General features: G+C 51.9%; 23 protein-coding genes. 20 read left to right on the top strand and 3 right to left on the bottom strand.

Features of this window, described 5'->3' with window-relative positions:
- The first annotated feature begins 32 nt into the window (after positions 1-32).
- From MCJ35_RS20390 to MCJ35_RS20305, 18 genes are all read left to right on the top strand, one after another.
- Positions 33-1,838, top strand: a complete 1,806-nt coding sequence (locus MCJ35_RS20390; RefSeq protein WP_025485593.1) for an FAD-binding protein — start codon at positions 33-35, stop codon at positions 1,836-1,838.
- Positions 1,838-2,125, top strand: a complete 288-nt coding sequence (locus tag MCJ35_RS20385; protein ID WP_008719751.1) for a 2Fe-2S iron-sulfur cluster-binding protein — start codon at positions 1,838-1,840, stop codon at positions 2,123-2,125. The genes MCJ35_RS20390 and MCJ35_RS20385 overlap by 1 nt, the downstream gene beginning before the upstream one ends.
- A gap of 71 nt (positions 2,126-2,196) precedes the next feature.
- On the top strand, positions 2,197-3,279 hold the full coding sequence (locus MCJ35_RS20380; protein ID WP_025485594.1) for a TAXI family TRAP transporter solute-binding subunit: 1,083 nt from the start codon (positions 2,197-2,199) through the stop codon (positions 3,277-3,279).
- Positions 3,280-3,323: 44 nt separating this feature from the next.
- Positions 3,324-5,225 carry a TRAP transporter permease gene (locus tag MCJ35_RS20375; protein ID WP_240299631.1) on the top strand — a complete coding sequence of 634 codons (1,902 nt, stop codon included), beginning with the start codon at positions 3,324-3,326 and terminating at the stop codon, positions 5,223-5,225.
- Positions 5,222-5,881: a fructose-6-phosphate aldolase gene (fsa, locus tag MCJ35_RS20370; RefSeq protein WP_025485595.1), complete on the top strand. Its 660-nt coding sequence runs from the start codon at positions 5,222-5,224 to the stop codon at positions 5,879-5,881. Before MCJ35_RS20375 ends, fsa begins: the two co-directional genes overlap by 4 nt.
- A 19-nt stretch (positions 5,882-5,900) precedes the next feature.
- A complete protein-coding gene (locus MCJ35_RS20365; RefSeq protein ID WP_034577556.1) occupies positions 5,901-6,719 on the top strand; it encodes a transketolase in 819 nt (272 codons plus the stop codon).
- A gap of 2 nt (positions 6,720-6,721) precedes the next feature.
- Positions 6,722-7,654: a transketolase family protein gene (locus MCJ35_RS20360; RefSeq protein WP_025485598.1), complete on the top strand. Its 933-nt coding sequence runs from the start codon at positions 6,722-6,724 to the stop codon at positions 7,652-7,654.
- A 37-nt stretch (positions 7,655-7,691) separates the two neighbouring features.
- Entirely contained in the window at positions 7,692-8,576 is an 885-nt protein-coding gene (locus MCJ35_RS20355) for a carbohydrate ABC transporter permease (protein WP_008719739.1), read from the top strand.
- 16 nt (positions 8,577-8,592) lie between these two features.
- Positions 8,593-9,420: a carbohydrate ABC transporter permease gene (locus MCJ35_RS20350; protein WP_155858471.1), complete on the top strand. Its 828-nt coding sequence runs from the start codon at positions 8,593-8,595 to the stop codon at positions 9,418-9,420.
- Between the two features lie 136 nt (positions 9,421-9,556).
- Entirely contained in the window at positions 9,557-10,948 is a 1,392-nt protein-coding gene (locus MCJ35_RS20345) for an ABC transporter substrate-binding protein (RefSeq protein WP_025485600.1), read from the top strand.
- A gap of 10 nt (positions 10,949-10,958) precedes the next feature.
- The gene (locus MCJ35_RS20340; protein ID WP_025485601.1) at positions 10,959-11,357 is read left to right on the top strand and encodes a cupin domain-containing protein; all 399 of its coding nucleotides are present in this window, start codon (positions 10,959-10,961) and stop codon (positions 11,355-11,357) included.
- Complete coding sequence (locus MCJ35_RS20335) at positions 11,306-11,752, top strand: TIM barrel protein (protein WP_081739199.1); 447 nt, start codon at positions 11,306-11,308, stop codon at positions 11,750-11,752. The genes MCJ35_RS20340 and MCJ35_RS20335 overlap by 52 nt, the downstream gene beginning before the upstream one ends.
- Before the next feature lie 168 nt (positions 11,753-11,920).
- A complete protein-coding gene (locus MCJ35_RS20330) occupies positions 11,921-13,129 on the top strand; it encodes a DUF401 family protein (protein ID WP_025485605.1) in 1,209 nt (402 codons plus the stop codon).
- A gap of 157 nt (positions 13,130-13,286) precedes the next feature.
- Positions 13,287-13,706, top strand: coding sequence for a 30S ribosomal protein S12 (gene rpsL, locus MCJ35_RS20325; protein ID WP_008719729.1), 420 nt, complete (start codon positions 13,287-13,289; stop codon positions 13,704-13,706).
- A gap of 354 nt (positions 13,707-14,060) precedes the next feature.
- Entirely contained in the window at positions 14,061-14,531 is a 471-nt protein-coding gene (rpsG, locus tag MCJ35_RS20320; protein ID WP_008719727.1) for a 30S ribosomal protein S7, read from the top strand.
- A gap of 48 nt (positions 14,532-14,579) precedes the next feature.
- Positions 14,580-16,697 carry an elongation factor G gene (gene fusA, locus MCJ35_RS20315; RefSeq protein WP_040380227.1) on the top strand — a complete coding sequence of 706 codons (2,118 nt, stop codon included), beginning with the start codon at positions 14,580-14,582 and terminating at the stop codon, positions 16,695-16,697.
- A 109-nt stretch (positions 16,698-16,806) separates the two neighbouring features.
- Complete coding sequence (tuf, locus tag MCJ35_RS20310; RefSeq protein ID WP_008719723.1) at positions 16,807-18,000, top strand: elongation factor Tu; 1,194 nt, start codon at positions 16,807-16,809, stop codon at positions 17,998-18,000.
- A 134-nt stretch (positions 18,001-18,134) separates the two neighbouring features.
- Entirely contained in the window at positions 18,135-19,511 is a 1,377-nt protein-coding gene (locus MCJ35_RS20305; protein WP_025485607.1) for an MATE family efflux transporter, read from the top strand.
- 175 nt (positions 19,512-19,686) lie between these two features.
- On the opposite strand, the gene MCJ35_RS20300 is transcribed toward MCJ35_RS20305, so the two are convergent.
- Complete coding sequence (locus MCJ35_RS20300) at positions 19,687-19,914, bottom strand: hypothetical protein (protein WP_008719716.1); 228 nt, start codon at positions 19,912-19,914, stop codon at positions 19,687-19,689.
- Between the two features lie 420 nt (positions 19,915-20,334).
- On the opposite strand from MCJ35_RS20300, the gene MCJ35_RS20295 reads away from it, so the two are divergent.
- Positions 20,335-21,246: a YitT family protein gene (locus MCJ35_RS20295; RefSeq protein ID WP_025485608.1), complete on the top strand. Its 912-nt coding sequence runs from the start codon at positions 20,335-20,337 to the stop codon at positions 21,244-21,246.
- Positions 21,247-21,622: 376 nt separating this feature from the next.
- On the opposite strand, the gene MCJ35_RS20290 is transcribed toward MCJ35_RS20295, so the two are convergent.
- Positions 21,623-22,171: a CDP-alcohol phosphatidyltransferase family protein gene (locus MCJ35_RS20290; RefSeq protein ID WP_025485609.1), complete on the bottom strand. Its 549-nt coding sequence runs from the start codon at positions 22,169-22,171 to the stop codon at positions 21,623-21,625.
- 95 nt (positions 22,172-22,266) lie between these two features.
- Here MCJ35_RS20290 and MCJ35_RS20285 point away from each other — a divergent pair, with 95 nt between their 5' ends.
- Positions 22,267-23,121, top strand: coding sequence for a MurR/RpiR family transcriptional regulator (locus MCJ35_RS20285; protein WP_008719710.1), 855 nt, complete (start codon positions 22,267-22,269; stop codon positions 23,119-23,121).
- Here MCJ35_RS20285 and MCJ35_RS20280 read toward each other — a convergent pair.
- Positions 23,102-24,073, bottom strand: coding sequence for a LysR family transcriptional regulator (locus MCJ35_RS20280; protein ID WP_025485610.1), 972 nt, complete (start codon positions 24,071-24,073; stop codon positions 23,102-23,104). The genes MCJ35_RS20285 and MCJ35_RS20280 overlap by 20 nt on opposite strands.
- Positions 24,074-24,271: the final 198 nt, after the last annotated feature.

The raw sequence follows: 24,271 nt of genomic DNA, 5'->3' as shown, positions 1-24,271 counted from the left end.
AAGCGGATATTGGAGAATAAAGGAGGGATGGAATGACACGGAACATAGTTACAAGTGATATCCTGGTCATCGGAGGTTCCGGGGCCGGGGTGATGAGTGCGGTGGCAGCTTCCAGGAAAGGGGCTGACGTGGTCCTGGTTTCAAAGGGCAGGGTTGGAAAGAACGGGAACGCCATCATGCTGGGAGGCAGCTTCGGGGTGGACGGCAGGGGGGCCAGGGATATCTGCGGCGAGTCTGAGGCCAACCAGGAGTATACGCCGGAAAGCCTGTTTGAGAAGATGGCCGCCTGCGGCTTTGGACTGGGGGACCAGGAACTTCAGAAGCGGTTTGTGCAGGACGGTCCATATGCGGTGAAGGAATTACTCCAATGGGTCAAAGAGTGCGGCAGCACCTTTGTATTTTCACCCAAGGCCTGCCGCTGGAGGGCAGGCGGGGTGGCCTTTGGAAGGGCTTTAAAGCACGGATTGGAAACCCAGGACCAGATAAGTGCCTATGAGGATATCATCATTTCCGACCTTCTGACCGGCAGCGGTAAAGTCTGCGGCGCTATTGGTTTTGACGTATTTACCGGAGAAATCATTGAGTTCCATGCTAAAGCGGTTATCCTGGCCACGGGCGGCTGGCAGCCGTATGAGTTGAAGAATACGGACAGTGACATGACAGGGGATGGCATAGGAATGGCCCTGAGGGCAGGCGCCAGGGTCAGGGACATGGAGTTTGTGCTGGCCATTCCCACCATACAGGAACCCCTTTATGCAAAAGGTTCCATCCTGCCGTTCCAGATGACCATGCCCAATCTATTTCCGCTGCGGCATAAGGCCACAGACCTGGACGGCAGAGAACTGATATATCCCAATGACCAGAGATTCAGGACCAATGCCTCCAACAGTAAGGTCAAGAAGCTTCTCTACTGCGCCTTTTACGCCCCGGGGATGTACGAAAAATGGGATACATATGGAAACCGTTTCTACATGGATTATTCCGCTTATACAGATGAAGAAATCCGGGACGGCTTTAAGATATTTTATGAAAATCAGCACTGGTGGCACGGAAAGGACAAATACCACCACATCGACCTTCAGAGACTGGCCCAGGACATGATTGCCAACGGGAAACGGCTGATGTGCGGCTTTGGCAATGAGTACACCATGGGCGGGATCATCATCAACAAAGACTTTGAGACTGATATCCCCGGTCTTTATGCGGCCGGAGAAGTTACAGGCGGCCTGTTCGGGGCCTTCCGAAGCGGCGATGGGCTTACGGAAATGCTGGCCAACGGACTGGCGGCCGGGGAAAACGCGGCAGTTTACGCCCGGGCGGCTTCCGTCGCACAGCCTGAAAACGTGGAAGCGGCTGTGGATTTACTGACAGCGCCCCGGAAACGGTCCGAGGGCATCAGCCCTGTTGAAGCCTGGAAAAAGCTGGAACAGGTCAGTGAGGAAGGCTTTGGGTTTGTCCGTGACGGCAGACGCCTGCAGAAAGCCTATGATGAGATGACAAAACTGCGTTCCTCCCTGGATTATATGGCGGCTCCCGGACCTGGGCAGTACAACCTGGAATGGATGAATTCGGTAATGCTCCGTAATCTGGCGCTGTGCACTGAGATTGGGATCTACTGCGCGTTGAACCGCAGGGAGAGCCGTGGATGCCACCTGAGGATGGACGAACCTCAGGTAAACAATAAGGAATATCTGTTCAGCTGGACCGCTGGATTAAAGGACGGAAAGCCTGTCTATGAAAAGGAAATCCCTGTACCGGCCTATCTGCCGCTGGACACGGATGATTATACGAACGTGCAGGAATACATAGCTAAGGCCATATTGAAAGGAGGGACGTGATGAAAGTGGAAATTGAGGAAAGCGCAGGCCTTGCTGTTTATGATGTTCCGGTTGTGCAGGGGATGAAGGTGATGGATGTGTTGGATTATATCCATGCCAATCTGAACCATGAACTGGCATATTACAGGCATTCATCCTGCTGTCAGGCAATCTGCGGGCGCTGTGCCTGTAAGCTGGATGGCAGGGCCATCCTCCCGTGTGCAAAGGAGGTGGATGCCGCCGCCGGAACAATGCATCTGAGTCCCGCAGATGGGACAATCATACGTGATCTGGTCGTAATCCGCTGAAAATCCATGATGTCTCTTATATATTATGGTGTATTATAGGTCTGCTTAAATGAAAGGAATAGGTATAAGGAATGAAAATAAGAAAATGTCTTTCTCTGATTCTGATATCGGCTATGGCCATATCCCTGTCTGCCTGCGGCGGCAATCAAAACAACGTCAGCCCTGCCGATGACAAGGCTGATACCCAAAACACGGCTTCCGGGAACAGCGGCGGGGCGGACGGCGGATCCTCCGGTCAGGCAGTTACGCTGGACCTTGTTACCGGAAGCACAGGTACCTCCTGGTATTCCTACGGCGCCACATTTGCAGAGGTCCTTCCCAGGGGACTGCCTTCCGGTTCCATGATTAATGCGGCTGCGGAAGGCGGCGCCACTTCCAATCCCATTCAGGTTTCCAATGGTACCTACCAGCTGGGAATCGGATACAATCTGTCTGACAAATGGGCCTTTGGCGGGGAAAGCCTGTATACGGAACCCTATGATAACCTCCGCGGCATAGCCGGATATTTAGACACATTTTATTATATTGCAGTGGTGCGCACCGATGCCGGATGGACCGATCTGGCTGATGTTGCCGCCAATCATATTCCCATCAACATCAGTGTGCTTCCCGCGGGCAACATGGGCAATATCGTGGCTTCCATGATATTTGAATATTACGGTATGACATTTGACGATATCATTGCCTGGGGCGGAAAGGTCGAGTACGCGGACTGGGGCACCAGTGTGGAGAATATAAAGGATGGCCGCACGGACTTCATCTGCCACAATATTACCCAGGGACACGCCGCCGTGACGGAACTGGCATCCACGGTTGACATGACCTTCATCCAATTTCCTCAGGACATGATTGACACCTTTGTGGGTGAGAAGGGATTCAGCCCCGAAACCCTGCCGGCCAATTGCTTTAAGGGCCAGGACACGGACATCCGCACATTCGGCGTCACGTCCACCCTGTTCTGTTCCACGGAACTGCCCGACGATGTGGCTTACGGCATTGCCAGGGCTTTGTGTGAAAATGTGGAGGATATCAGGGCCGGGCATACTGCCCTTCAGCGGTTTACGGCCGAAAGCGCCTGTGACCCCGGGGGGATGGGAATCCCACTCCATCCGGGAGCTGAACAATACTACAAAGAAGCCGGGCTGCTGGAATGACGGATCTTCCTGTCCACCTATAAGAAAGGATATAGACCTGACATATGAAGAAAAATAAATACATAGAAGCCTTCTGTAACCCGGGAGCGGTTTGGGCATTGGTTTGGGTCATGTTCCAGCTTTGGGTTGTGGTCAGAGGCTCTTACAGCGCCCTCATCATGCGTTCTGTCCATGTCTGTTTTGCAATGGGGCTGGTATTCCTCACCTTTCCTGCCTTAAAAAGGCATAAGGTCCCCAAAGGGGAGAAATACATCCCCCGGTGGTATGAATACATATTTTTTATCATAACCATTTTCTGCGGCATCTATATCGTGATGAACTGCGCAAGATATGATACCAGGATGGCTTACGTGGACCCCCTTACCGCCATGGACCATGCGGTAGCCATAGCCATGCTGTTGCTGCTGCTTGAATGCAGCCGCCGTGCCGTAAATATGGCACTGACCGTAATTGTGCTGATATTTATTGCTTATGGCTTTTTCGGGGAAATGATGCCTGGCCTGCTGGCCCACTCCAATATGCCGCTGGCAAAGTTCATTGAGGTCCAGATATATTCAACCACAGGTGTTTTGGGGTCGCCTGTGAGCACTGCCTGCGGTACCGTGTTCTATTTTCTTTTATTCGGGGCGTTCCTGACAGCAACGCCTGCAGGCAGGCTGTTTGTTAATATTTCGACCCTCCTTACCCGCAGGGCCAACGGCGGCGCAGGTAAGGCAACCATTGTGGCTTCTGCTTTCTTTGGGATGATTTCCGGCAGCGCCCCGGGCAATGTGGCGTCCATCGGGACGATTATGTACAGGCCCATGAAACAGCAGGGCTTTGAGAACCGGTTCATAGGAAGCATCCTGGCCATTGGCGGAACAGCGGGCCAGCTGATTCCTCCCGTGATGGGGGCTGCTGCTTTCATCATGGTTGATATGACGGGAATCAGTTATTCCTCCATTATGCTGGCTGCCGTAATCCCATCTTTTATCTTTTTGGCAGCCCTATATTTCCTGGTTGACATGTACGCCAGGAAATATAAACTGCCTAAGCCACAGATTGATGCGGCAGAATGCCGGAGGGAAATCGGGAAGAACATTTACCTTCTTCTCAGTGTGGCGGTCCTTGTGGCACTCATTATCCGGGGCGGTTCCATGATGCGCTGCTGTACCTATGCCACCATTGTGCTTGTGGCCCTGTGCATGATCCGCAGGGATACGCGGCTCAGTCTGTTTGATTCGGTCAGGGCGCTGGTTTCCACCGGGAAACAGGCCATTGTTGTCACGCTGCCCTGTGCCCTGGCAGGTATTATTGTCGGTCAGATTACCGCCACCGGACTTGGCATCCGTTTTTCCAGCATGATAAATGCCCTGGCCAGCAGCAATCTGCTGTTTGCCCTCATGGCAACTATGCTGATGGCCCTGATTTTAGGCATGGGCATGCCGACCAGCGCGGCCTATATCATGTCCGCGACCCTGCTGTGTCCAAGTATCATCAAGCTGGGCGTGCCTACGCTGGCAGCGCACTTTTTTGTTTTTTATTTTGCCAACCTGTCCATGATTACGCCGCCCGTGGCCCTGTCCTCTTTTACTGCGGCCGGTATTGTGAATGACAATATGTGGAAGCTTGGGCTTTCGGCATTTAAATATAGCTTCATTATTTTCATTATCCCCTACACCTTTGTATATAGTCCGGCCATGTTGGGAATCGGGGCGGTCACGGAGCTTTTACAGGCCAGCCTTACCTGCCTGGTCAGCGCTTACGGGTTGGGTATGGGGTTAATCGGGGTTGGGATTGCACCCATGAAGCAGATGGAACGGATTGCGGCTGTGGCGGCTTCCTTATTATTAATCATACCCGAAACCATCACGGACATAGGAGGAATCCTGTTAATGGCGGCTGTCCTGGCAATTCAGATACGGAACAGGAAAAAAGAAAACTCACAAAGGAGGAAAACAGTATGAAATTTTTTATCGACACCGCAAACCTGGAAGAGATTGAGGAAATGTCTGCCTACGGGATCGTGGACGGGGTTACCACCAATCCCTCCATCATTGCAAGGGAGGGGAAGGACTTAAAGGAAACCCTGATCCGGATCTGCAACATGGTGGACGGCCCGATCAGCGGGGAAGTGCTGGCGCTGGATGCGGAAACCATGATTAAAGAGGGCCTGGAGATTGCGGGCTGGCACCGTAACATGGTGGTAAAAATCCCCATGACGCCGGAGGGAATCAAGGCAGTGAGGGCTTTGTCGGCAAAGGGAATCAGGACCAATGTGACAACGGTCTATGACTCTGCCCAGGCCCTGGTTGCGGCCAAGGCAGGCGCCGCCTATGTAAGTCCCTTTGTAGGCAGGTCCGATGATGTGTTGATGGACGGACTGGGGATGCTGGCTGAGATATCCCTGATTTACCGCATCCATAATATAAAGACGGAAATCATAGCGGCCAGCATGCGTACCCCGGCCTATGTCGTGGGGGCTGCCAAGGCAGGGGCTGATATTGCCACCATTCCCTATGAGTGCATGAAGAAACTGTTCTGGCATCCAATGACGGACGTGAGTCTGGACGGCTTTATGAGCGACTGGAAAAAGGCAATGGGCAACAAGAAAATCCTATAATGAAAGAAAGGGAAAAATCATGGGCAATATAGGGGAATTGCAGACAAAAGCAAATGAAATCAGGAAACTGGTCATCCGTTCCATTGGACAGGCCCGCTCCGGACACCCCGGCGGCTCCCTGTCCTGTGCGGACCTGATTGCGGCTTTGTATTTTGATATCATGGACATCGACCCGGGGAATCCCCGGTGGGAGGACAGGGACCGTTTTGTGCTTTCCAAGGGACATGCGTGCCCTGCGCTGTACGCGGCATTGGCGTTAAAGGGATATTTCCCGGTGGAGGAACTGGATCATCTGCGGGAACTGGGTTCCATGCTCCAGGGCCATCCTTATTCCGGCAAGACGCCGGGGGTGGATGTCTCCACCGGATCCCTGGGCCAGGGACTGTCCATTGCCAACGGCATTGCCCTGGGCGGCAGGCTGGACCATAAGGACTACTATGTGTACTGCCTGCTGGGGGATGGGGAGATTGAAGAGGGCCAGGTCTGGGAAGCAGCCATGACAGGCGCGCACTACGGACTGGACCATGTAATCGGATTCGTGGATTACAACCACCTCCAGATTGACGGCACCATTGAGGAAGTCATCGGCAATGGCAGGATTGAGGAGAAGTTCCAGGCATTTGGCTGGCGTACCATGACCATTGACGGCCATGATATGGAAGAAATCCTGAACGCTGTTGCAAAAGCCAAAAAGACACAGGGCCTGCCCACCTGCATCATCATGAACACGGTAAAGGGCAAGGGCGTCTCATTCATGGAGAACCAGGCCGGATGGCATGGGACAGCCCCAACCAAAGAACAGGTGGAGCTGGCGCTGAAAGAATTGGAGGGGAATTGACCATGGGAGAATTGATAGCAACAAGGGATGCCTTTGGCAGCGCATTGATTGCCTGCGGCGGGGAGAACAAGGATATTGTTGTGCTGGATGCGGACCTGGCCAAGGCGACCATGAGCGTAAGGTTTAAGGAAGCATATCCGGAGCGCTTTTTTGACGTGGGAATTGCAGAGGGGGATCTGATTGACACGGCCGCGGGACTGTCCATGACAGGCAGGATTCCCTTTGCATGCACATTTGCCGTATTTGCAGCGGGGCGCGCCTTTGAACAGATACGCAACTCAGTGGCCTACCCCAGGCTGAACGTGAAGATCTGCGGCAGCCACGGCGGGGTACAGGTGGGCAAGGACGGCGCCACCCATCAGGCCATAGAGGACCTTGCCATCATGTCGGCCATTCCCAACATGGTGGTGCTCAACCCGGGGGATGCGGTTGAGATGGAAGCTGCCGTGAAGGCCATGGTGGAATATGACGGGCCGGTCTATGTGCGCCTTGGCAGGAATCCGGTTCCTGTTGTATTTGACAGGGAAACCTACCGGTTTGAAATCGGCAGGGGAACCGTTGTGCGGGAAGGCGGGGACGTGACCCTCATAGCCACGGGCTGCCTGCTGGACGTGGCGGTGAAGGCGGCGGATATCCTTTTACAGGAAGGTATTTCCGCTGAAATCATCAACATTGCCACCATCAAGCCCCTGGACAGGGAAATCATCACAAAGTCCGTCAAAAAGACAGGAAAGGCGGTTGTGATGGAGGAAGGAATCATTGTGGGCGGCCTTGGCTCCGCCGTGGCGGCAGCCCTCTCTGAAACCTGCCCGGTGCCGATGGCCTTCATCGGCATGGACGATACCTTTGGCCAGTCCGGGGACGCGGCGGACCTGATGAAGTATTATCATATGACTGCCGGGGATACGGTAATGAAAGTGAAGGGGTTATTATGATCCTGCCAGACGGCCGGGGAAAGGAGGCATATGCCCGATGAATGGAAAGAAATACTCCTGGATATGGCCCTACCTGCTCATTGCGCCTGCGCTGATTGTGGTAATCTGCGTGGTATTCATTCCCGTGATTGAGGCTGTCATCACCAGCCTTAAATACCATGACCTGCGTTATCCAAACAGGACGGCATGGGTGGGGCTTCAGAATTATTCCGACCTGCTGACAGCGGATTCCCAGTTCTGGCCTTCTTTATACAGGACAATCCTGTGGGTTGTATTTGGCGTGGGGTTCCAGTTCCTTCTGGGGTTCGTGCTGGCCCTGGTACTGAACACCAGGTTCCGGTTCCGCGGCATTGTCCGCGCGGCGGCCATGGTACCCTGGGTCACGCCGGGCGTCCTGATCGGACTGATCTGGAGATGGCTGTATGACGGGGATTACGGGGTCATCAACGACCTGCTCAAACGGATGGGATTCCTCACCAGGGGAATTGCCTATCTGTCCAGGGTGGATACCGCGCTTCCCGCGGCTATTTTCTCTGTCGTATGGCAGGGAATCCCATTTTTTGCCCTGATGCTCCTGGCCGCACTACAGGGCGTTTCCACGGAAATGTACGAGGCGGCTGACATTGATGGGGCTAATTTTTTCCAGAAGCTGTTTTACATCACCATCCCGTCCATCCGCAATACCATATATGTAACGCTTCTGCTGCGGGTTATCTGGGTTGCCAATTCCATTGACATCATACAGAACATGACGGCGGGAGGGCCTGCCTATGCCACCCAGACCATTGGCATCTATGTGTATCAGAAAGCCAGGGTGCTGAACCTGGGCTACGCTTCCGCGCTGGCAGTAATCATGACAATCATCCTTCTGGCTGTATCGGTTCCCTATCTCAGGTATACCTTCCGCCAGATTGATGATTAGGAAGGGAGGGGTGCAGATGGACCATAACCGGAAACGCTCCATCTTTGTATGGATACTTGTCCTTTTGTTCCTGGTATTCTTACTGTTTCCTTTTTACTGGATGTTTGTGACATCGGTGAAGACGGATGCGGAAATCTATGCCAGTCCCCTGGTTTACTGGCCAAAGGAAGTAATCTGGACAACCTATGGGAAACTGTTCGGATATTTTAACTTTCTCCGGTACATGAAGAACAGCCTGGTGGTGGCGGTGGTTACCATGCTTCTGTCACTGTGCGTATCCCTTCTGGCGGCCTATGCATTTTCCAGGTATCAGTTTCGGGGAAGGAAGCTGCTGATGTGCATTTTCCTGTCCAACAATATGTTTCCGACCGTGCTGCTGATGATACCCCTTTATTCCATCATGCGGCAGATCGGGCTTTTGTATACGCCGGGCGCTTTGGTGCTTTCCTATACAACATTTACCATCCCATTCACCATCTGGCTGCTGCAGGGATTTATCCGGGACTTCCCATTTTCCCTGGAGGAGGCGGCCCTGGTGGATGGTTGCAGCCGGCTGACCGCGTTTTTCCATGTGTTCCTTCCGATTATGAAGCAGTGCCTGATTGCGGCCGGGGTCTATATATTCATGCAGGCATGGAATGAATACACGCTGTCCTCCATGTTCACCAACCCCCAGACAAGGACCATACCAGTGGCCCTCAACAGCCTGATCGGACAGCTGGGGGTGGAGTGGGATATGCTGTGTGCAGGCGGCATGGTGGCCATCCTTCCGGTGTGCGTCATGTTCTTCTTTGCGCAGAAGAGGCTGGTGGAAGGGCTGACCGCAGGGGCAGTGAAGGGCTAGGGGGTGTCCTCCCTGCATGGCCTGGGATAATCTGATGTTTTGGTAGATGGAAAGTCAGGAAGATAGGAAGTCAGAAAGATTGGAAGACGGAATACAAAAAGACAGTATAAGACGAATGACATAAAGGAGGATTTTTATGAAGAAAATATCAATCATGACCGCAGCAGTGACAGCGGCAGTCCTGACGCTGTCAGCATGCTCAGGCGGTTCTGTCGGCAGTACAGGGAGTCCCGGAGGGAACGGTGCCGGAGGGACAGGAAGTCCCGGCGCCGGAGAGGCCGCCAGTTCCCCGGACGCGGACGCCAAAGGCACAGGCGCCGGGACGGACAGCCCTGCCCAAGGTATGGATGAGGCAGGGGCTAAGGAGGTGGAGCTGATGTTCTGGTATTGGGCTGACAACACGGAACAGTCAGATCTGATACTGGGCATTGTGGAGGATTTTAACAGGGACAATAGCAGGGGGATTACGGTAAAGGCAGAGGAGTATCCCTGGAACGGCGGCGGCTTCAGCGAGGATACCTTTACCGCTGTCATGGGCGGAGGCGGCCCGGATGTATCCACCTTCAAACTGTCGGCCGGGAAAATGTACGCGGCCAACCAGCTGCTGGCAGATATGTCATCCTATGTGGAAAACTGGGATGACGCGGGCCAGATCAGCGATGCTGCCTGGGACATCGTAAAGGAGAGCACGGGAAACGGACAGCTGAACGTCATGCCCTGGACCCTGGAACCATTGTATGTGTATTACAGGCCCTCCTATTTTGAGAAGGCAGGGGTCAGCGTACCAACTACCTTTGACCAGTGGCTGGAGTGCATTGAGAAGTGTACCATGGACACGGACGGGGACGGCCAGACCGATGTGTACGGCTATGGCCTGAGAGGCGCTAACGGGGGACAGGAACATCTGGGAAGCTTCCTTTACGCCTACGGGGCGGACTGGAGCGACCTGACAACGCCTGAGGCGGTGGAAGCCTATCAGGCATATCTGGGCATTTATGAAAACGGATGGGCTCCGGAATCCGCTCCCAATGCAGGGTACGCGGAGCTGGTGGACGGTTTCAAGTCAGGCTTGACGGCCATGATGCTTCACCACGTCGGTTCCAGCAGCATCTGGCTGGAAACCTTCGGGGACGATGTGGACGCATTTGTGATGCCCGGTACGCAAAAGGGGCAGTGGACCTGCACCGGGGACACGGAACTGGTGGTATATGAGCAGTGCAGGGACAAGGAGGCGGCCTTTGAGTTCATCAAATATATGATTACGGGCGATGGAGGGACCAAATGGTTTAAAGGCACCGGCAAGGGCCTGGGAACAGACAACGTAACCTCCACCCCTGAGTATGCGGCCAACCCGTTCCAGGAGGTTTCCGCACAAAGCATACCCATAGCAGGCGTGCTGCCTCCAACGGATACGGTAACAGAGTTTATCAACAGCGTATGGTCCAACACCAACCAGCAGGCGCTGCTGGGACAGGTCACCCCGGAGGAAGCGCTGGAGGTCATGAACCAGTCCCTGAACGGACAGTAAGGAGGGCAGGATGAAGATAGAATCCTTTGGATATACCGGCGAAGGCATGAGCCGGGTCTATGAGAATGGACAATGGACCGTGGGAATCAAGAATTACAAACCAGCGAATGATAAATCCCTTTTTAATGAGCTGGAGCGCCACAATGAAACCGATGAACTGTTTGTACTGACAGCAGGGGCATGCACCCTTGTATATGCAGACGGGGCAGATGGGGAAATGAAGTTCGGCGCCGTCTCCATGGAGCGGGGAAAGGTATACAATATCCCACAGGGGCTGTGGCACAATACCATCACGGTCCCGGGAACCAGGATGGTATTGATTGAAGACCCGGGTACAGGCATGTCCAACAGTGAGATATATCATCTGGAGGACGGGGAAGCGGAAGAACTCCGGAGGCTGATACTGTAAATTATATTCAGAAACAGGCATGGGAACACAGTGTCGGTTCACTAAAGGAAATATTGAAGACGGCCCGGGATTACCGGGTGACCCTGAGCCTGGAGGTGGTTAACCGGTATGAGCATTACCTGCTGAACACGGCCGGGGAAGGGCTGAGGATGGCAGAGGAGACGGAGAGCGGTTTCTGCAAGGTGCTGCTGGATTCATTCCATATGAATATAGAAGAGGATGATATGGGGGAAGCCATACGTCATGCCCACATGCATGATAAAATAGGAGGAATCCATATTGGGGAAGCCAACCGAAGGGTTCCGGGAACCGGAAAGAGCCATATGGACTGGGAAGGATTTTTCGGTACCCTGAGGGATTCATTGACATGGTCCGGACAGGGGCTGGTTTTGTAAGGGAATCCTGGACCGCTGCCAGTAAGTGAAAAAGTGGTTGTGGGGAAGACGGCTGTCATGATAGAATGGGAATCATGACAGCTGTTTTTCGTCCGCTAAAGGGAATAAGGGGGCTGTTGATGCAACGCCTGTGTCAGGCGGCTGAATAATGGGTATGGGAGATTTAAAATGAACATTCTGATACTGAAACTCTGTCTTGTCTTTCTGGTCATCATCGCAATCCTTTGGATGAAACGGCCTCTTTTTTTGGCTATTTCCGGCGGTCTGGCAGCGGCAGTGCTGCTGTACGGCATCCGTCTGCCGGATGCCCTTGTGATCATGGGGAAATCCATGGTCAGCAAGGACACCATTACGGTGGTGCTCAGCTTTTATTTCATCACCTTCCTCCAGCGTATGCTGGAACGCAGGAACCGGTTAAAACAGGCAGAGGAATCCCTTAACGGCCTGTTCAACAACCGGAAGATCAATGCCTCAGCCGCCCCTGCTGTCATCGGCCTGCTGCCCTCGGCCGGGGCCATGACCATATGTGCGGAAATCGTACGGTCCTCCTGCGAGGATTATCTGAGCGACGAGGATATGACGGCAGTCACCAGCTTTTACAGGCATATACCGGAGAGCTTCCTGCCCACCTATTCCTCCATCCTGATTGCACTGGCCGTTTCCGGCATAGGGGCCGGGGAGTTTGTGGTGGCCATGATCCCGCTGGTGGCGGCCCTGTTTTTCATCGGCTATCTTTTTTTCCTGCGCAAGGTGCCGAAACCCACGGGGATGGTTTCGGAGGGCGGCAAGGGAGAGGCTGCAAAGCTGCTGGTGCGCAGCCTGTGGTCCATCATACTGATTGTGGTGCTGATCATTGCATTTGACATACCGGTCTACATAGCCACGCCGCTGGTGGCGGTGCTGAATGTGTTTGTGGACAGGCTGAAGCCGTGGGAGATTAAACCCATGTTCAGGACTGCCTTTGAACCCATCATTATTTTTAACACCATATTAATCATGATGTTCAAGGATATCATCACATCCACCGGGGTAATCCATGAATTGCCCGCCTTCTTTGGCGGCCTGCCGATTCCCATGCCTCTGGTGTTTGCACTGATTTTCTTTTTTGGGACTGTCATCAGCGGTTCCAATGCAATCATTCCCCTGTGCATGCCCATGGCCATGGCGGCCATGCCGGAGGGCGGCGTGCCTCTTCTGGTGCTGCTCATGAGTTCCGCTTATGCTGCCATGCAGATAAGCCCTACCCATGTATGCCTGTTCATCGCAGCGGAGTGTTTTAAGGTAAATATGGGCGGCCTGGTGAAGCGGAATATACCTATGATACTGCTGTTTTTTGCAATTACCCTTGTGTATACGGCGGCTCTGGGTGTATTTTAAGGGAATTTTGGGAATATTTCAGGAATATAAAAAGAAATTCCTTGACAGAATATTTTTACATGTATATAATAATATGGCGTGCTTGAACACGTAATGTTTTCGTGCGCAAAAAGCTGATATACAGCAACCGCAGACAATATCACAGGAGGTGAAAAGAATGCCAACATTTAACCAGTTAGTGAGAAAGGGAAGACAGACCAGCGTTAAGAAGTCTACTGCACCAGCTCTGCAGAGGGGTTACAACTCCTTACAGAAGAAGGCAACAGACGCATCCGCACCACAGAAGCGTGGCGTGTGTACCGCTGTTAAGACTGCTACCCCTAAGAAGCCTAACTCAGCACTGAGGAAGATTGCCAGAGTCCGTCTTTCCAACGGCATCGAGGTTACAAGCTACATTCCAGGAGAGGGTCATAACCTTCAGGAGCATAGCGTTGTACTGATCCGTGGAGGAAGGGTAAAGGATCTGCCAGGTACCAGATACCACATCGTTAGAGGTACACTGGATACAGCAGGTGTTGCTAACAGAAGGCAGGCCCGTTCCAAATACGGCGCTAAGAGACCAAAAGACAAGAAGTAATCAGTTAGACCGCATATTTGAATTGTAGGAATTGTGCCGGATTGATGATATTGACCTGTAGGTTGCAGGATTATATATTGTAGAACCGTGCATGAACGCATTTGGCTGGCGGGAAGGCTTTATGAGGAAGTACAATGGGCTGGGGCACCATGCCTGGTGTCGCGCTGGAAGACGCGCCCGTTTCGCAGGCGCGCTTGATTGCTGGATGTGGTATATTGCTCGCGGAGCGTGCAATGTATCGCTAAACTCGAAAAGGCCTCGCTAAGCACTCAATGCGAGTACCTATGATCTAATGAAACGCTGGTAAGGATCTGCACGGCAGGTCCGGACAGCTCTATTAAGGAGGGAAGTAACGTGCCACGTAAAGGACATACTCAGAAAAGAGACGTTCTGGCAGACCCGATTTACAATAACAAGGTTGTTACCAAGTTAATCAACAACATTATGTTAGATGGTAAAAAGGGTGTTGCGCAGAAAATTGTATATGGCGCTTTCGACCGTGTTGCTGAGACAACCGGCAAGGACGCTATGGAAGTATTTGAAGAAGCAATGAACAACATCATGCCTGTTCTGGAAGTTAAGGCAAAACGTATCGGTGGAGCTACCTATCAGGTACCTATCGAGGTCAGGACCGAGAGGAGACAGACACTGGCTCTCCGCTGGCTTACCCTGTACTCCCGCAAGAGAGGCGAGAAGACCCAGAAGGACAGACTGGCAAACGAGATCATGGACGCTGCCAACAACACCGGCGCATCTGTAAAGAAGAAAGAAGACATGCACAAGATGGCAGAAGCAAACAAGGCGTTTTCACACTTCCGCTTCTAATTGCGGTCATGTGCAAGACCTGTTTGATTATTTAAGGAGGAAAATCCCTTGGCTGGAAGAGAATATCCATTGGAGAGAACCAGGAATATCGGAATCATGGCCCATATCGATGCTGGTAAGACCACCACGACTGAGCGTATTCTGTATTACACTGGTGTAAACTATAAAATCGGCGATACCCACGAGGGTACTGCTACCATGGACTGGATGGCTCAGGAGCAGGAGAGAGGTATCACCATTACTTCCGCTGCTACCACTTGTCACTGGACCCTGCAGGAAAACTGCAAGCCAAAGCCAGGTGCATTAGAGCATCGTATCAACATCATTGATACTCCAGGACACGTTGACTTCACGGTTGAAGTTGAGCGTTCCCTGCGTGTACTTGATGGCGCTGTTGGCGTATTTTGTGCAAAGGGCGGTGTAGAGCCCCAGTCTGAGAACGTATGGCGCCAGGCTGACACCTACAACGTACCGCGTATGGCCTTCATCAACAAGATGGACATCCTGGGTGCGAACTTCTACGGCGCAGTAGACCAGATTAAGACCAGACTTGGCAAGAATGCAATCTGCATTCAGCTGCCAATCGGCAAGGAAGATGATTTCAAAGGAATCATTGACCTGTTTGAAATGAAAGCCTACATCTATAATGATGATAAGGGCGATGATATATCTGTCCTTGATATCCCTGAGGATATGAAGGATGACGCTGAATTATACCGTTCCGAGTTAGTGGAGAAGATCTGCGAGCTGGATGACGATTTAATGATGGCTTACCTTGAGGGTGAGGAGCCAAGCAACGAGGAACTGAAGAAGGCACTGAGGACAGCTACCTGCCAGTGTGCCGCAATTCCGGTATGCTGCGGTACTGCTTACAGGAACAAGGGTGTCCAGAAGTTACTGGATGCTGTCATCGAGTTCATGCCTTCACCATTAGACATTCCTTCCATCAAGGGTGTTGACCTGGACGGCAATGAAGTTGAGCGTCACTCTTCTGATGAAGAGCCATTTGCAGCTCTTGCATTCAAGATCATGACAGACCCGTTCGTTGGTAAGCTTGCATTCTTCCGCGTGTATTCAGGAAGCCTGAACTCCGGTTCTTACGTACTGAATGCCACAAAGGGCAAGAAGGAGCGTGTTGGACGTATCCTTCAGATGCATGCCAACAAGAGGAACGAGCTGGATAGGGTTTATGCCGGTGATATCGCGGCAGCTGTTGGATTTAAGATGACATCCACAGGCGATACCATCTGTGATGAGAAGAACCCGGTTATCCTGGAGTCCATGGAATTCCCAGAGCCGGTTATCGACATCGCAATCGAGCCTAAGACCAAAGCAAGCCAGGATAAGATGGGCGATGCGCTGGTTAAGCTGGCTGAGGAAGATCCGACCTTCCGTGTACGCACCGACGAAGAGACAGGCCAGACCATCATCTCCGGTATGGGTGAGCTTCATCTGGACATCATTGTTGACCGTCTGCTGCGTGAATTCAACGTAGAGGCCAACGTAGGTGCTCCTCAGGTTGCATATAAGGAAACATTTACCAAGGCTGTGGATGTTGACAGCAAGTATGCGAAGCAGTCCGGCGGACGTGGACAGTACGGTCACTGTAAGGTTCACTTCACTCCAATGGAAGCAAACGCAGAAGAGACCTTCAAGTTCACTTCTTCCGTTGTCGGCGGTGCCATTCCGAAGGAATACATCCCGGCTGTTGGAGAAGGTATCGCAGAAGCATGCAAGACCGGTATCCTTGGCGGATTCCCAGTACTGGGCGTTCACGCTGACGTATACGATGGTTCTTACCATGAGGTTGACTCCTCTGAAATGGCATTCCACATTGCCGGTTCCATGGCATTCAAGGATGCAATGCACAAGGGCAACCCAATCCTGCTTGAGCCGATCATGAAGGTGGAAGTAACCATGCCGGAAGACTACATGGGTGATGTCATCGGTGATATCAACTCCCGTCGTGGTCGTATCGAAGGTATGGAAGATATCGGCGGCGGCAAGATGGTAAGGGCATACGTCCCGCTGTCAGAAATGTTCGGTTATTCAACAGACCTGCGTTCCAGGACCCAGGGCCGCGGAAACTACTCAATGTTCTTTGATAAGTACGAGCCGGTTCCGAAGAATGTACAGGAAAAGGTGCTTTCCGACCACAAGAAATAATTAACAAAAGGCTTGTAAATCCAAGGAAAATAGAATATAATGATTGATAGCCTGACATTAACTATAATAGCCCATTATACAGGGCGCAAATTAAGGAGGACGTTATAAAATGGCTAAAGCTAAGTTTGAAAGAAACAAACCTCATTGTAACATTGGTACCATCGGACACGTTGACCATGGTAAAACAACTTTAACCGCAGCAATCACAAAGACTCTTCATGAGAGATTAGGTACCGGCGAGGCTGTTGCTTTCGAGAATATCGATAAGGCTCCAGAAGAGAGGGAGCGTGGTATCACCATCTCTACAGCTCACGTTGAGTACGAGACAAATAACAGACACTATGCTCACGTTGACTGCCCAGGACATGCTGACTACGTTAAGAACATGATTACTGGTGCTGCTCAGATGGACGGCGCTATCCTGGTTGTAGCTGCTACCGATGGTGTTATGGCTCAGACAAGAGAGCACATCCTGCTGTCCCGTCAGGTTGGCGTTCCTTACATTGTTGTTTTCATGAACAAGTGTGATATGGTTGACGATCCAGAGCTGCTTGAATTAGTAGACATGGAAATCCGTGAACTGTTAAATGAATATGAGTTCCCAGGCGATGATACTCCTATCATCCAGGGTTCTGCACTGAAGGCACTGGAAGATCCTACAAGCGAGTGGGGCGACAAAGTTCTTGAGCTTATGGACGCTGTTGACTCTTGGGTTCCAGATCCAGTCCGTGAGACAGATAAGCCTTTCCTGATGCCAGTAGAGGATGTATTCACAATTACCGGCCGTGGTACTGTTGCTACCGGTAGGGTAGAGCGTGGAACACTTCACCTCAGTGATGAAGTTGAAATCATCGGTATCCATGAGGACATCCGCAAGACTGTTATCACCGGTATCGAGATGTTCCGTAAGCTGCTTGACGAGGCTCAGGCTGGCGACAACATCGGCGCTCTTCTGCGTGGTATCCAGAGAACTGAAATCGAAAGAGGACAGTGTCTGTGTAAGCCAGGCTCTGTTAAGTGCCACAAGAAGTTTACCGCTCAGGTTTACGTTCTGACAAAGGACGAGGGCGGCCGTCATACTCCTTTCTTCAACAACTACCGTCCTCAGTTCTACTTCAGAACAACTGACGTTACTGGCGTTTGCGATTTGCCAGAAGGTGTTGAGATGTGTATGCCTGGTGATAACGTAGAGATGACCGTAGAGCTGATTCATCCAGTAGCTATGGAGCAGGGTCTTCGTTTCGCTATCCGTGAAGGCGGAAGAACCGTTGGTTCCGGCAGGGTTGTAAGCGTTATTGAATAATTCATTTTAAATGAATCATAATTGCCTGTATAGGTATATCTGAATAGATATTGTGTCCAAGCGTAAATTGAACCCCTGGAATGTGAAAGCATTTCAGGGGTTTTTTTGGAGGAAATTTTGGAGGAAATGAGAAGATGAGCCAACAAAAGAACCTGACGGAAGGGAACATCCTGTCATCCCTCATGGGATTTGCGCTTCCGGTACTGGCAGCCCTGTTCCTGCAGACCATGTACGGGGCAGTGGATATGATGATTGTGGGCCGGTTCAGCCAGGCAGCGGAGGTATCCGCCGTGTCCACTGGCAGCTGGATCATGCAGACCATAACCACTGCTATCGTGGGCCTTTCCATGGGGACCACCATCCTGCTGGGCAGGAGGATAGGGGAAAAACAGCCGGAGGAAGCGGGCCGCGTGGCAGGTGCGGGCATCTGGATGTTTGCATGGATTGGGATCGTGGTCACTATTGTGATGCAGTTTCTGGCGGTGCCTGCTGCCGGGTGGATGCAGGCGCCCAAGGAAGCATTTGACAGCACGGCATCATATGTGAGGATATGTTCGGCAGGCGCTGTATTTATCGTGGCATATAATGTGATGGGAAGTATATTCCGGGGACTGGGGAACTCCAGGCTGCCCCTGATTTCCGTGTCCATTGCATGCCTGGTCAATATTGCGGGCGACCTTTTGCTGGTCGGGGTGTTCGGCATGGCATCGGCCGGAGCGGCCATTGCAACTGTCTTCGCACAGGTGGTGAGCGTGGTGCTGTCCTTTGCAATCATAAGGAAACAGAACCTGCCCTTTGTATTTGACCGGAAGAGCATACGCTATAACCGTGCACTGGTGTCACATATCGTTAAACTGGGGTTTCCCATTGCGTTCCAGGATGTGCTGGTGTCCATTTCATTTCTTGTCATATCAGCCATTGTGAACACGCTGGGGGTCATACCTTCAGCCGGGGTAGGGGTGGCGGAGAAGCTGGCTGGCTTCGTGCTTCTGGTCCCATCAGCCTACAGCCAGGCCATGTCCGCCTTTGTGGCGCAGAATATCGGGGCAAAGCGTCCGGACCGGGCAAGGAAGGCCTTGCTGTACGGCATCCTCACCTCCCTGGGAGCCGGTGTGTTCCTGGCCTGGTTCACCTTTTTCCATGGAGACATACTGTCTGGAATATTTTCCGGGGACAGGGAAGTGGTTTTGGCATCGGCTGATTATCTAAGGGCCTATGCCATTGACTGTCTGCTGGTTTCCTTCATGTTCTGCATGACGGGATTTTTCAATGGATGCGGCAAGACAGCCTTCGTGATGTTTCAGGGTATTGCTGGGGCGTTTGGGGTCAGGATTCCCGTGTCTTATCTGATGAGCAGGCTGGCGCCTGTTTCCCTGTTCCGGATTGGCCTGGCCACGCCGGCCTCAACCCTGCTGCAGATCCTGCTCTGCGGCATCTACATGAAGGCCATAAGCAAAGATCCCCTTTTGCGTATGGATGGCAGGCCGTCATCGCAGGGGAGGAGCAGGTAAATACAGGATAAAAGCCGATATTCCCGCGTATTTGATGGGGAATGACCGGCTTTTGTTTTTTTCTGTTCGGTTTTCAGCTATTTCTGGTTTCAGCTATTTCTGGTTCCAGCTATTTCGGATTTCAGCTATTACAGGTCCGTCCACTCCAGGCTTCTGCTATCACTTACTTCCTTCATCACGTTCCGTCATCGGCGCACACAATCCGGATGAACTTTGCCATAAGCGGAATGTAGCTCACGATGAAGGTGGCGGCAGCTATGCATAATACGGTTTTCTTCCTCTGGCTGGGAACATGAAGGCCGATGCAGATGCCAAGGGACAGAAGGCAGAACTTCAGTAAGCTGATGAGTTTCCAGTCGGATTCCCAGATATACTGGTTCGCGCAGCGGATGAGTTTTTTCATGGTGATACCTCCTCTTATGTATTTTATAGTTCTAGTTTAACACAGGGAGGATGGGATTGGAAGTGAGGGATGGATGGAAATAAAAAGAAATGGGAAGTTAAGAGCTGTAAGGGCTGTAAGGGACAGCAAAGAGCTGTCTTGACATGCGGTGGAAAACGTGTTACCATTACTTTTGCGTGTTATCATACGTATACAGCAGGATGATCCGGACGCCGGACAGTCATGTCCCTTTGGCAGATTGGATTCCGGCTGGCAGAACAGAAACAGAAGGTTAAACAGATGAGGATTGGGTTATCACCATACAGGGCCTGGTTGGGCCGTATTACATGCAGCATCCCATATAAAGCATTATGACAGCAGAGAAATCTGCTGTTTTTTATTGCGGATTTTACCCGGCTACAGTGAGAAAGGACTAAAAACATGGAAGAGAAAAACAAGATAATAAGGGAACTCATAAGAATCGGACAGATTGTCCTTGGCAACACCATGTACGCCCTGGCAGTGGTGCTGTTCATCGTACCCAATGGGCTGATAACAGGGGGGACCACGGGCCTGGCCCTTTTTGCCTCCCACACCATGGGGATACCGATCAGCCTCTTTGTCAGCATTTTCAATATCACCATGTTCCTCCTTGGGGCGTGGATACTGGGGAAGCAGTTTGCTGTCACCACGGTAATAAGCACCATCATCTACCCTGTGATGCTGGGGCTTTTGGAAGGCTCGGGTTTTGGCGGTTTTGTGCTTGAGGAAAAGATGGTGGCGGTAATCTATGCCGGTATCCTCATAGGAGGCGGCATCGGTATCGTCATGCGTGCAGGGGCATCCACCGGCGGCATGGACATACCATCCCTTATCCTTAAGAAGAAATTCGACGTCAATATCTCCTTCAGCCTTTACCTGATGGACTGCGTGGTCCTGGGGCTGCAGTTCATTGTGGCTGATTCCCATGCAATCCTGTACGGAATCCTGTTAATCATCGTGTACACCATGGTGCTTAACAAGGTATTGATGTCCGGCAATGTGAGGATACAGGTGAAGGTGGTCACCCGGTATTATGAGCGGATTAATAGGCTGATTGCAGAGCGCCTGGACTGCGGCACATCCCTGCTGCATATGGAGACAGGCTATCTGCACAAGGAACAGGATATGATTCTGGCCGTCATTGCAAGGCGTGACCTGCCAAGGCTTAACCAGCTTGTGATGAACGAGGATCCGGAAGCATTTATGATAATCAACCAGATTAATGAGGTCAGGGGCCGCGGTTTTACCATGAAACGGGTGTATCAGGACGCGGCGTACCAGGAAGCTGATTATGGCGAGGCTGCCCAGTGAGGATATAAGGCAGCGGGAACCGTAAGACTGCCCCGCAGTACTAGTGTACTGACACGATGACATTCAGGCAAACCTCCTTGTCTATTTTCCTGATAGCACAGGTCAAAAATACTCAGCGTAGCCCGCTACGCCTCCGTTTTTTGACCTGCACTCTCAGAAAAATATCCTGCGGAGGTTTACCAGAAGTCATCGTGTCAGTACACTAGCTACATGTTCCGTAAGACTGCCCCGCAGTACTGGCTACATGTTCCGTAAGACTGCCCCGCAGTACTAGCTACATGTTCCGTAAGACTGCCCCGCAGTACTGGATACATGTTCCGTAAGGCTAACCCGCAGTACTGGATACATGTTCCATAAAACTGCCCCGCAGCACAGCCTACATATTTCGGAAGACCGGTATGTACAGCACCAGGGTAAGGGCCATGGCGGCCGTGCACAGATAAATCAGACAGTTGACAATCCCCAGGGGCAGACGGGGGAAAATCAGGAAAATGAACAGTACCACATACAAAAGGGCGGTGCAGCATTTTCCAAACCACTTGGCGCCGTTGAGCTTCTTGCCCTGGCGCAGTTTGATGATGCCCATGACCAGCATGAAGCCTTCCTTTATCACATAGAGCACAAGCATCAGAAGAATCAGCGGATACCGGCTTAAGAGACAGAGGAGGATGGCGCCGTGGGACAGTTTGTCAGCCAGGGGATCCAGGAACTTGCCGAACTCCGTAATCATGTTGAATTTCCTTGCCACCATGCCGTCAAACATATCGGTCAGCGAGGAGATGCCCATGACCAGGGCGGCCATGTAGTAATCCATGTCCGTGGAGGCGGTCAGATACAGCCAGACAAAGACCGGAATCATGAGCAGGCGGAAATACCCCATCAGGTTAGGAATGGATAAAAGTTCTTTTTTGGAAAAATACTTCATAATAGAACACCTCTCTCTTGCTAAAAGAAATATTTTTTTTTATAATAAAGATAAATTAATTTTTCATATAGCGGGCATCCAAAGGAGGAAGGCATATGACAGCGGATTTTTTAGTGGGAATCAGAGGAGAATATAACCAGTTTACAAAGGCGGAAAAAAAGGTGGCGGATTTTATCCTCAATAATCCCAAAAAGGTTCTGTTCATGTCCATTACGGAACTGGCTGAGGCCTGCGGCGTGGGAGATACCAGCGTATTCCGTTTCTGCAAGACCATGGACTGCAAAGGATACCAGGAATTTAAAATGCTCCTGTCCCTGAGCCTTAATGAGGGAAAGCAGGGCCTGGGGCAGATTGAAGGCGATATCGGCAGGGATGATTCGTTTGCCCAGGTGGCCCAGAAGGTCCTGGCCTCCAATATCGATGCGCTGCGGGAAACCCATTCCTTATTAAAGCGGGAGAACTTTGAAAAGGTCATAGAGTGCTTCCACCGGGCAAAGCGCATCTGCTTTTACGGAGTGGGGACCAGCATGACCACGGCCATGAAGGCTGCGGACAAGTTCTTAAAAATAGAACCCAAGGTATACTGTGTGGCAGACTCCCACATGCAGGCCATGATGGCCTCCACCATGTCAAAGGGCGAAACGGCTGTTGTGTTTTCCTATTCCGGCGCAACCAAGGACACCATCCATGTGGCGGAACTGGCTAAGAAGGCCGGGGCTGATATTGTATGTATCACCCGTTTCATCAAATCCCCCCTTACAGCCTATGGGGACATGGTATTGCTCTGCGGCGCCAATGAAAGCCCTCTTCAGGCCGGTTCCTCATCCGCGGAAATCAGCCAGCTGTTCCTGATTGACCTTCTGTATACGGAATATTACAGAAGGTACTATGATACCTGCTGTATTAACAATGAAAAGACATCCGCGTCCGTCATGGAGAAGCTGTGCTGACATGGGCTGCCTGACCGCCGGCGTCCGCACCGGGCAGCGCAAGCTCCTTCTTCCAATAGCAGGAGGCCAGGTCGATGAAACGTCTGGCAGGCATGCTTAAGTAGCTGTTCCTCCGGTAGCTGGCAGCCAGGTCCCAGGTGGGATGGCCCGGCAGGCAGAAGAAGGCAACTTCCTTCCTGGGAGGGATGGAGTCCGTATAGGGGACCAGGCCGCAGCACATCCTGGCGGCAATCATATCGATGATGGTTTTTGCCCTGGATGTTTCGAAGAGCACATTGGGCACAAAGCCCGCCTGCCGGAAAATGCTGTCCACACACTCCCGTATGGTGGATTCCCTGTACATCAGGGCAAATGGCTCATACTTAAGTCCCCTGATATCCAGTTCCGGATACGGACCCTTGCCTGTCAGGGAAGCCTGACCGCACAGGGGATGGACAGAAGGGACTGCCAGGATCAGTTCCTCAGAAGCAATGTGGATGTACGCATCCTCGGTCTTCTGGCTGTCCCTCAGGGTCATGAAGCCGATATCCAGACCGCCCTGCGCAATCATCTGCTGCTGCCTGCGCACGCTTGCCTCGGTTACATTGATGACGATTCCAGGATACTCCCTGTGAAAATCAGGATATACATCCGTGAACATAAAGGCGCCTCTTTCCGGCGGGAAACCGATGGAGAGGGTGCCTTTTTTGACGGCAGCGATATCCTGCAGGCGGCGGTATGTCTCCCGCTTCATGCGCAGCATCTCCCTTGCCGTGCCCAGATAGACCTCCCCGGCCTCCGTGGGGGTCCATCCGGTGCGGGAGCGGTTGAACAGAGGGGTGCCGATATCCCGCTCCAGGTGCAGCAGCTGCTGGTTCAGGGCGGAGGGGGTGATGAAAAGCTTTTGTGCTGCCCTGGTCACATTGCGCTCCTCGGCTATTTTCACAATGTATTCGATTTCCTTCAGGTTCATGGAATCCTCCTTTTACATCCTATCTTTATTATAGAAGGAAATGAGAAGAAAAACAATAATGGAAAGATAATACTGTTAGAAAAATTAACAATACATCAATATCTATTAATTTTACTTTCTAAAAGACGGGGTTTATAATAAAGCCATGGAATATTTACACGGCGCGGACAGGAACAGCGCAAAGCGAGGAGGACGTGA

The sequence above is a fragment of the Enterocloster sp. OA13 genome (assembly GCF_022440595.1).
Lineage (GTDB): Bacteria > Bacillota > Clostridia > Lachnospirales > Lachnospiraceae > Enterocloster > Enterocloster hominis.
This window is presented reverse-complemented; position numbering and strand designations above follow the sequence as displayed.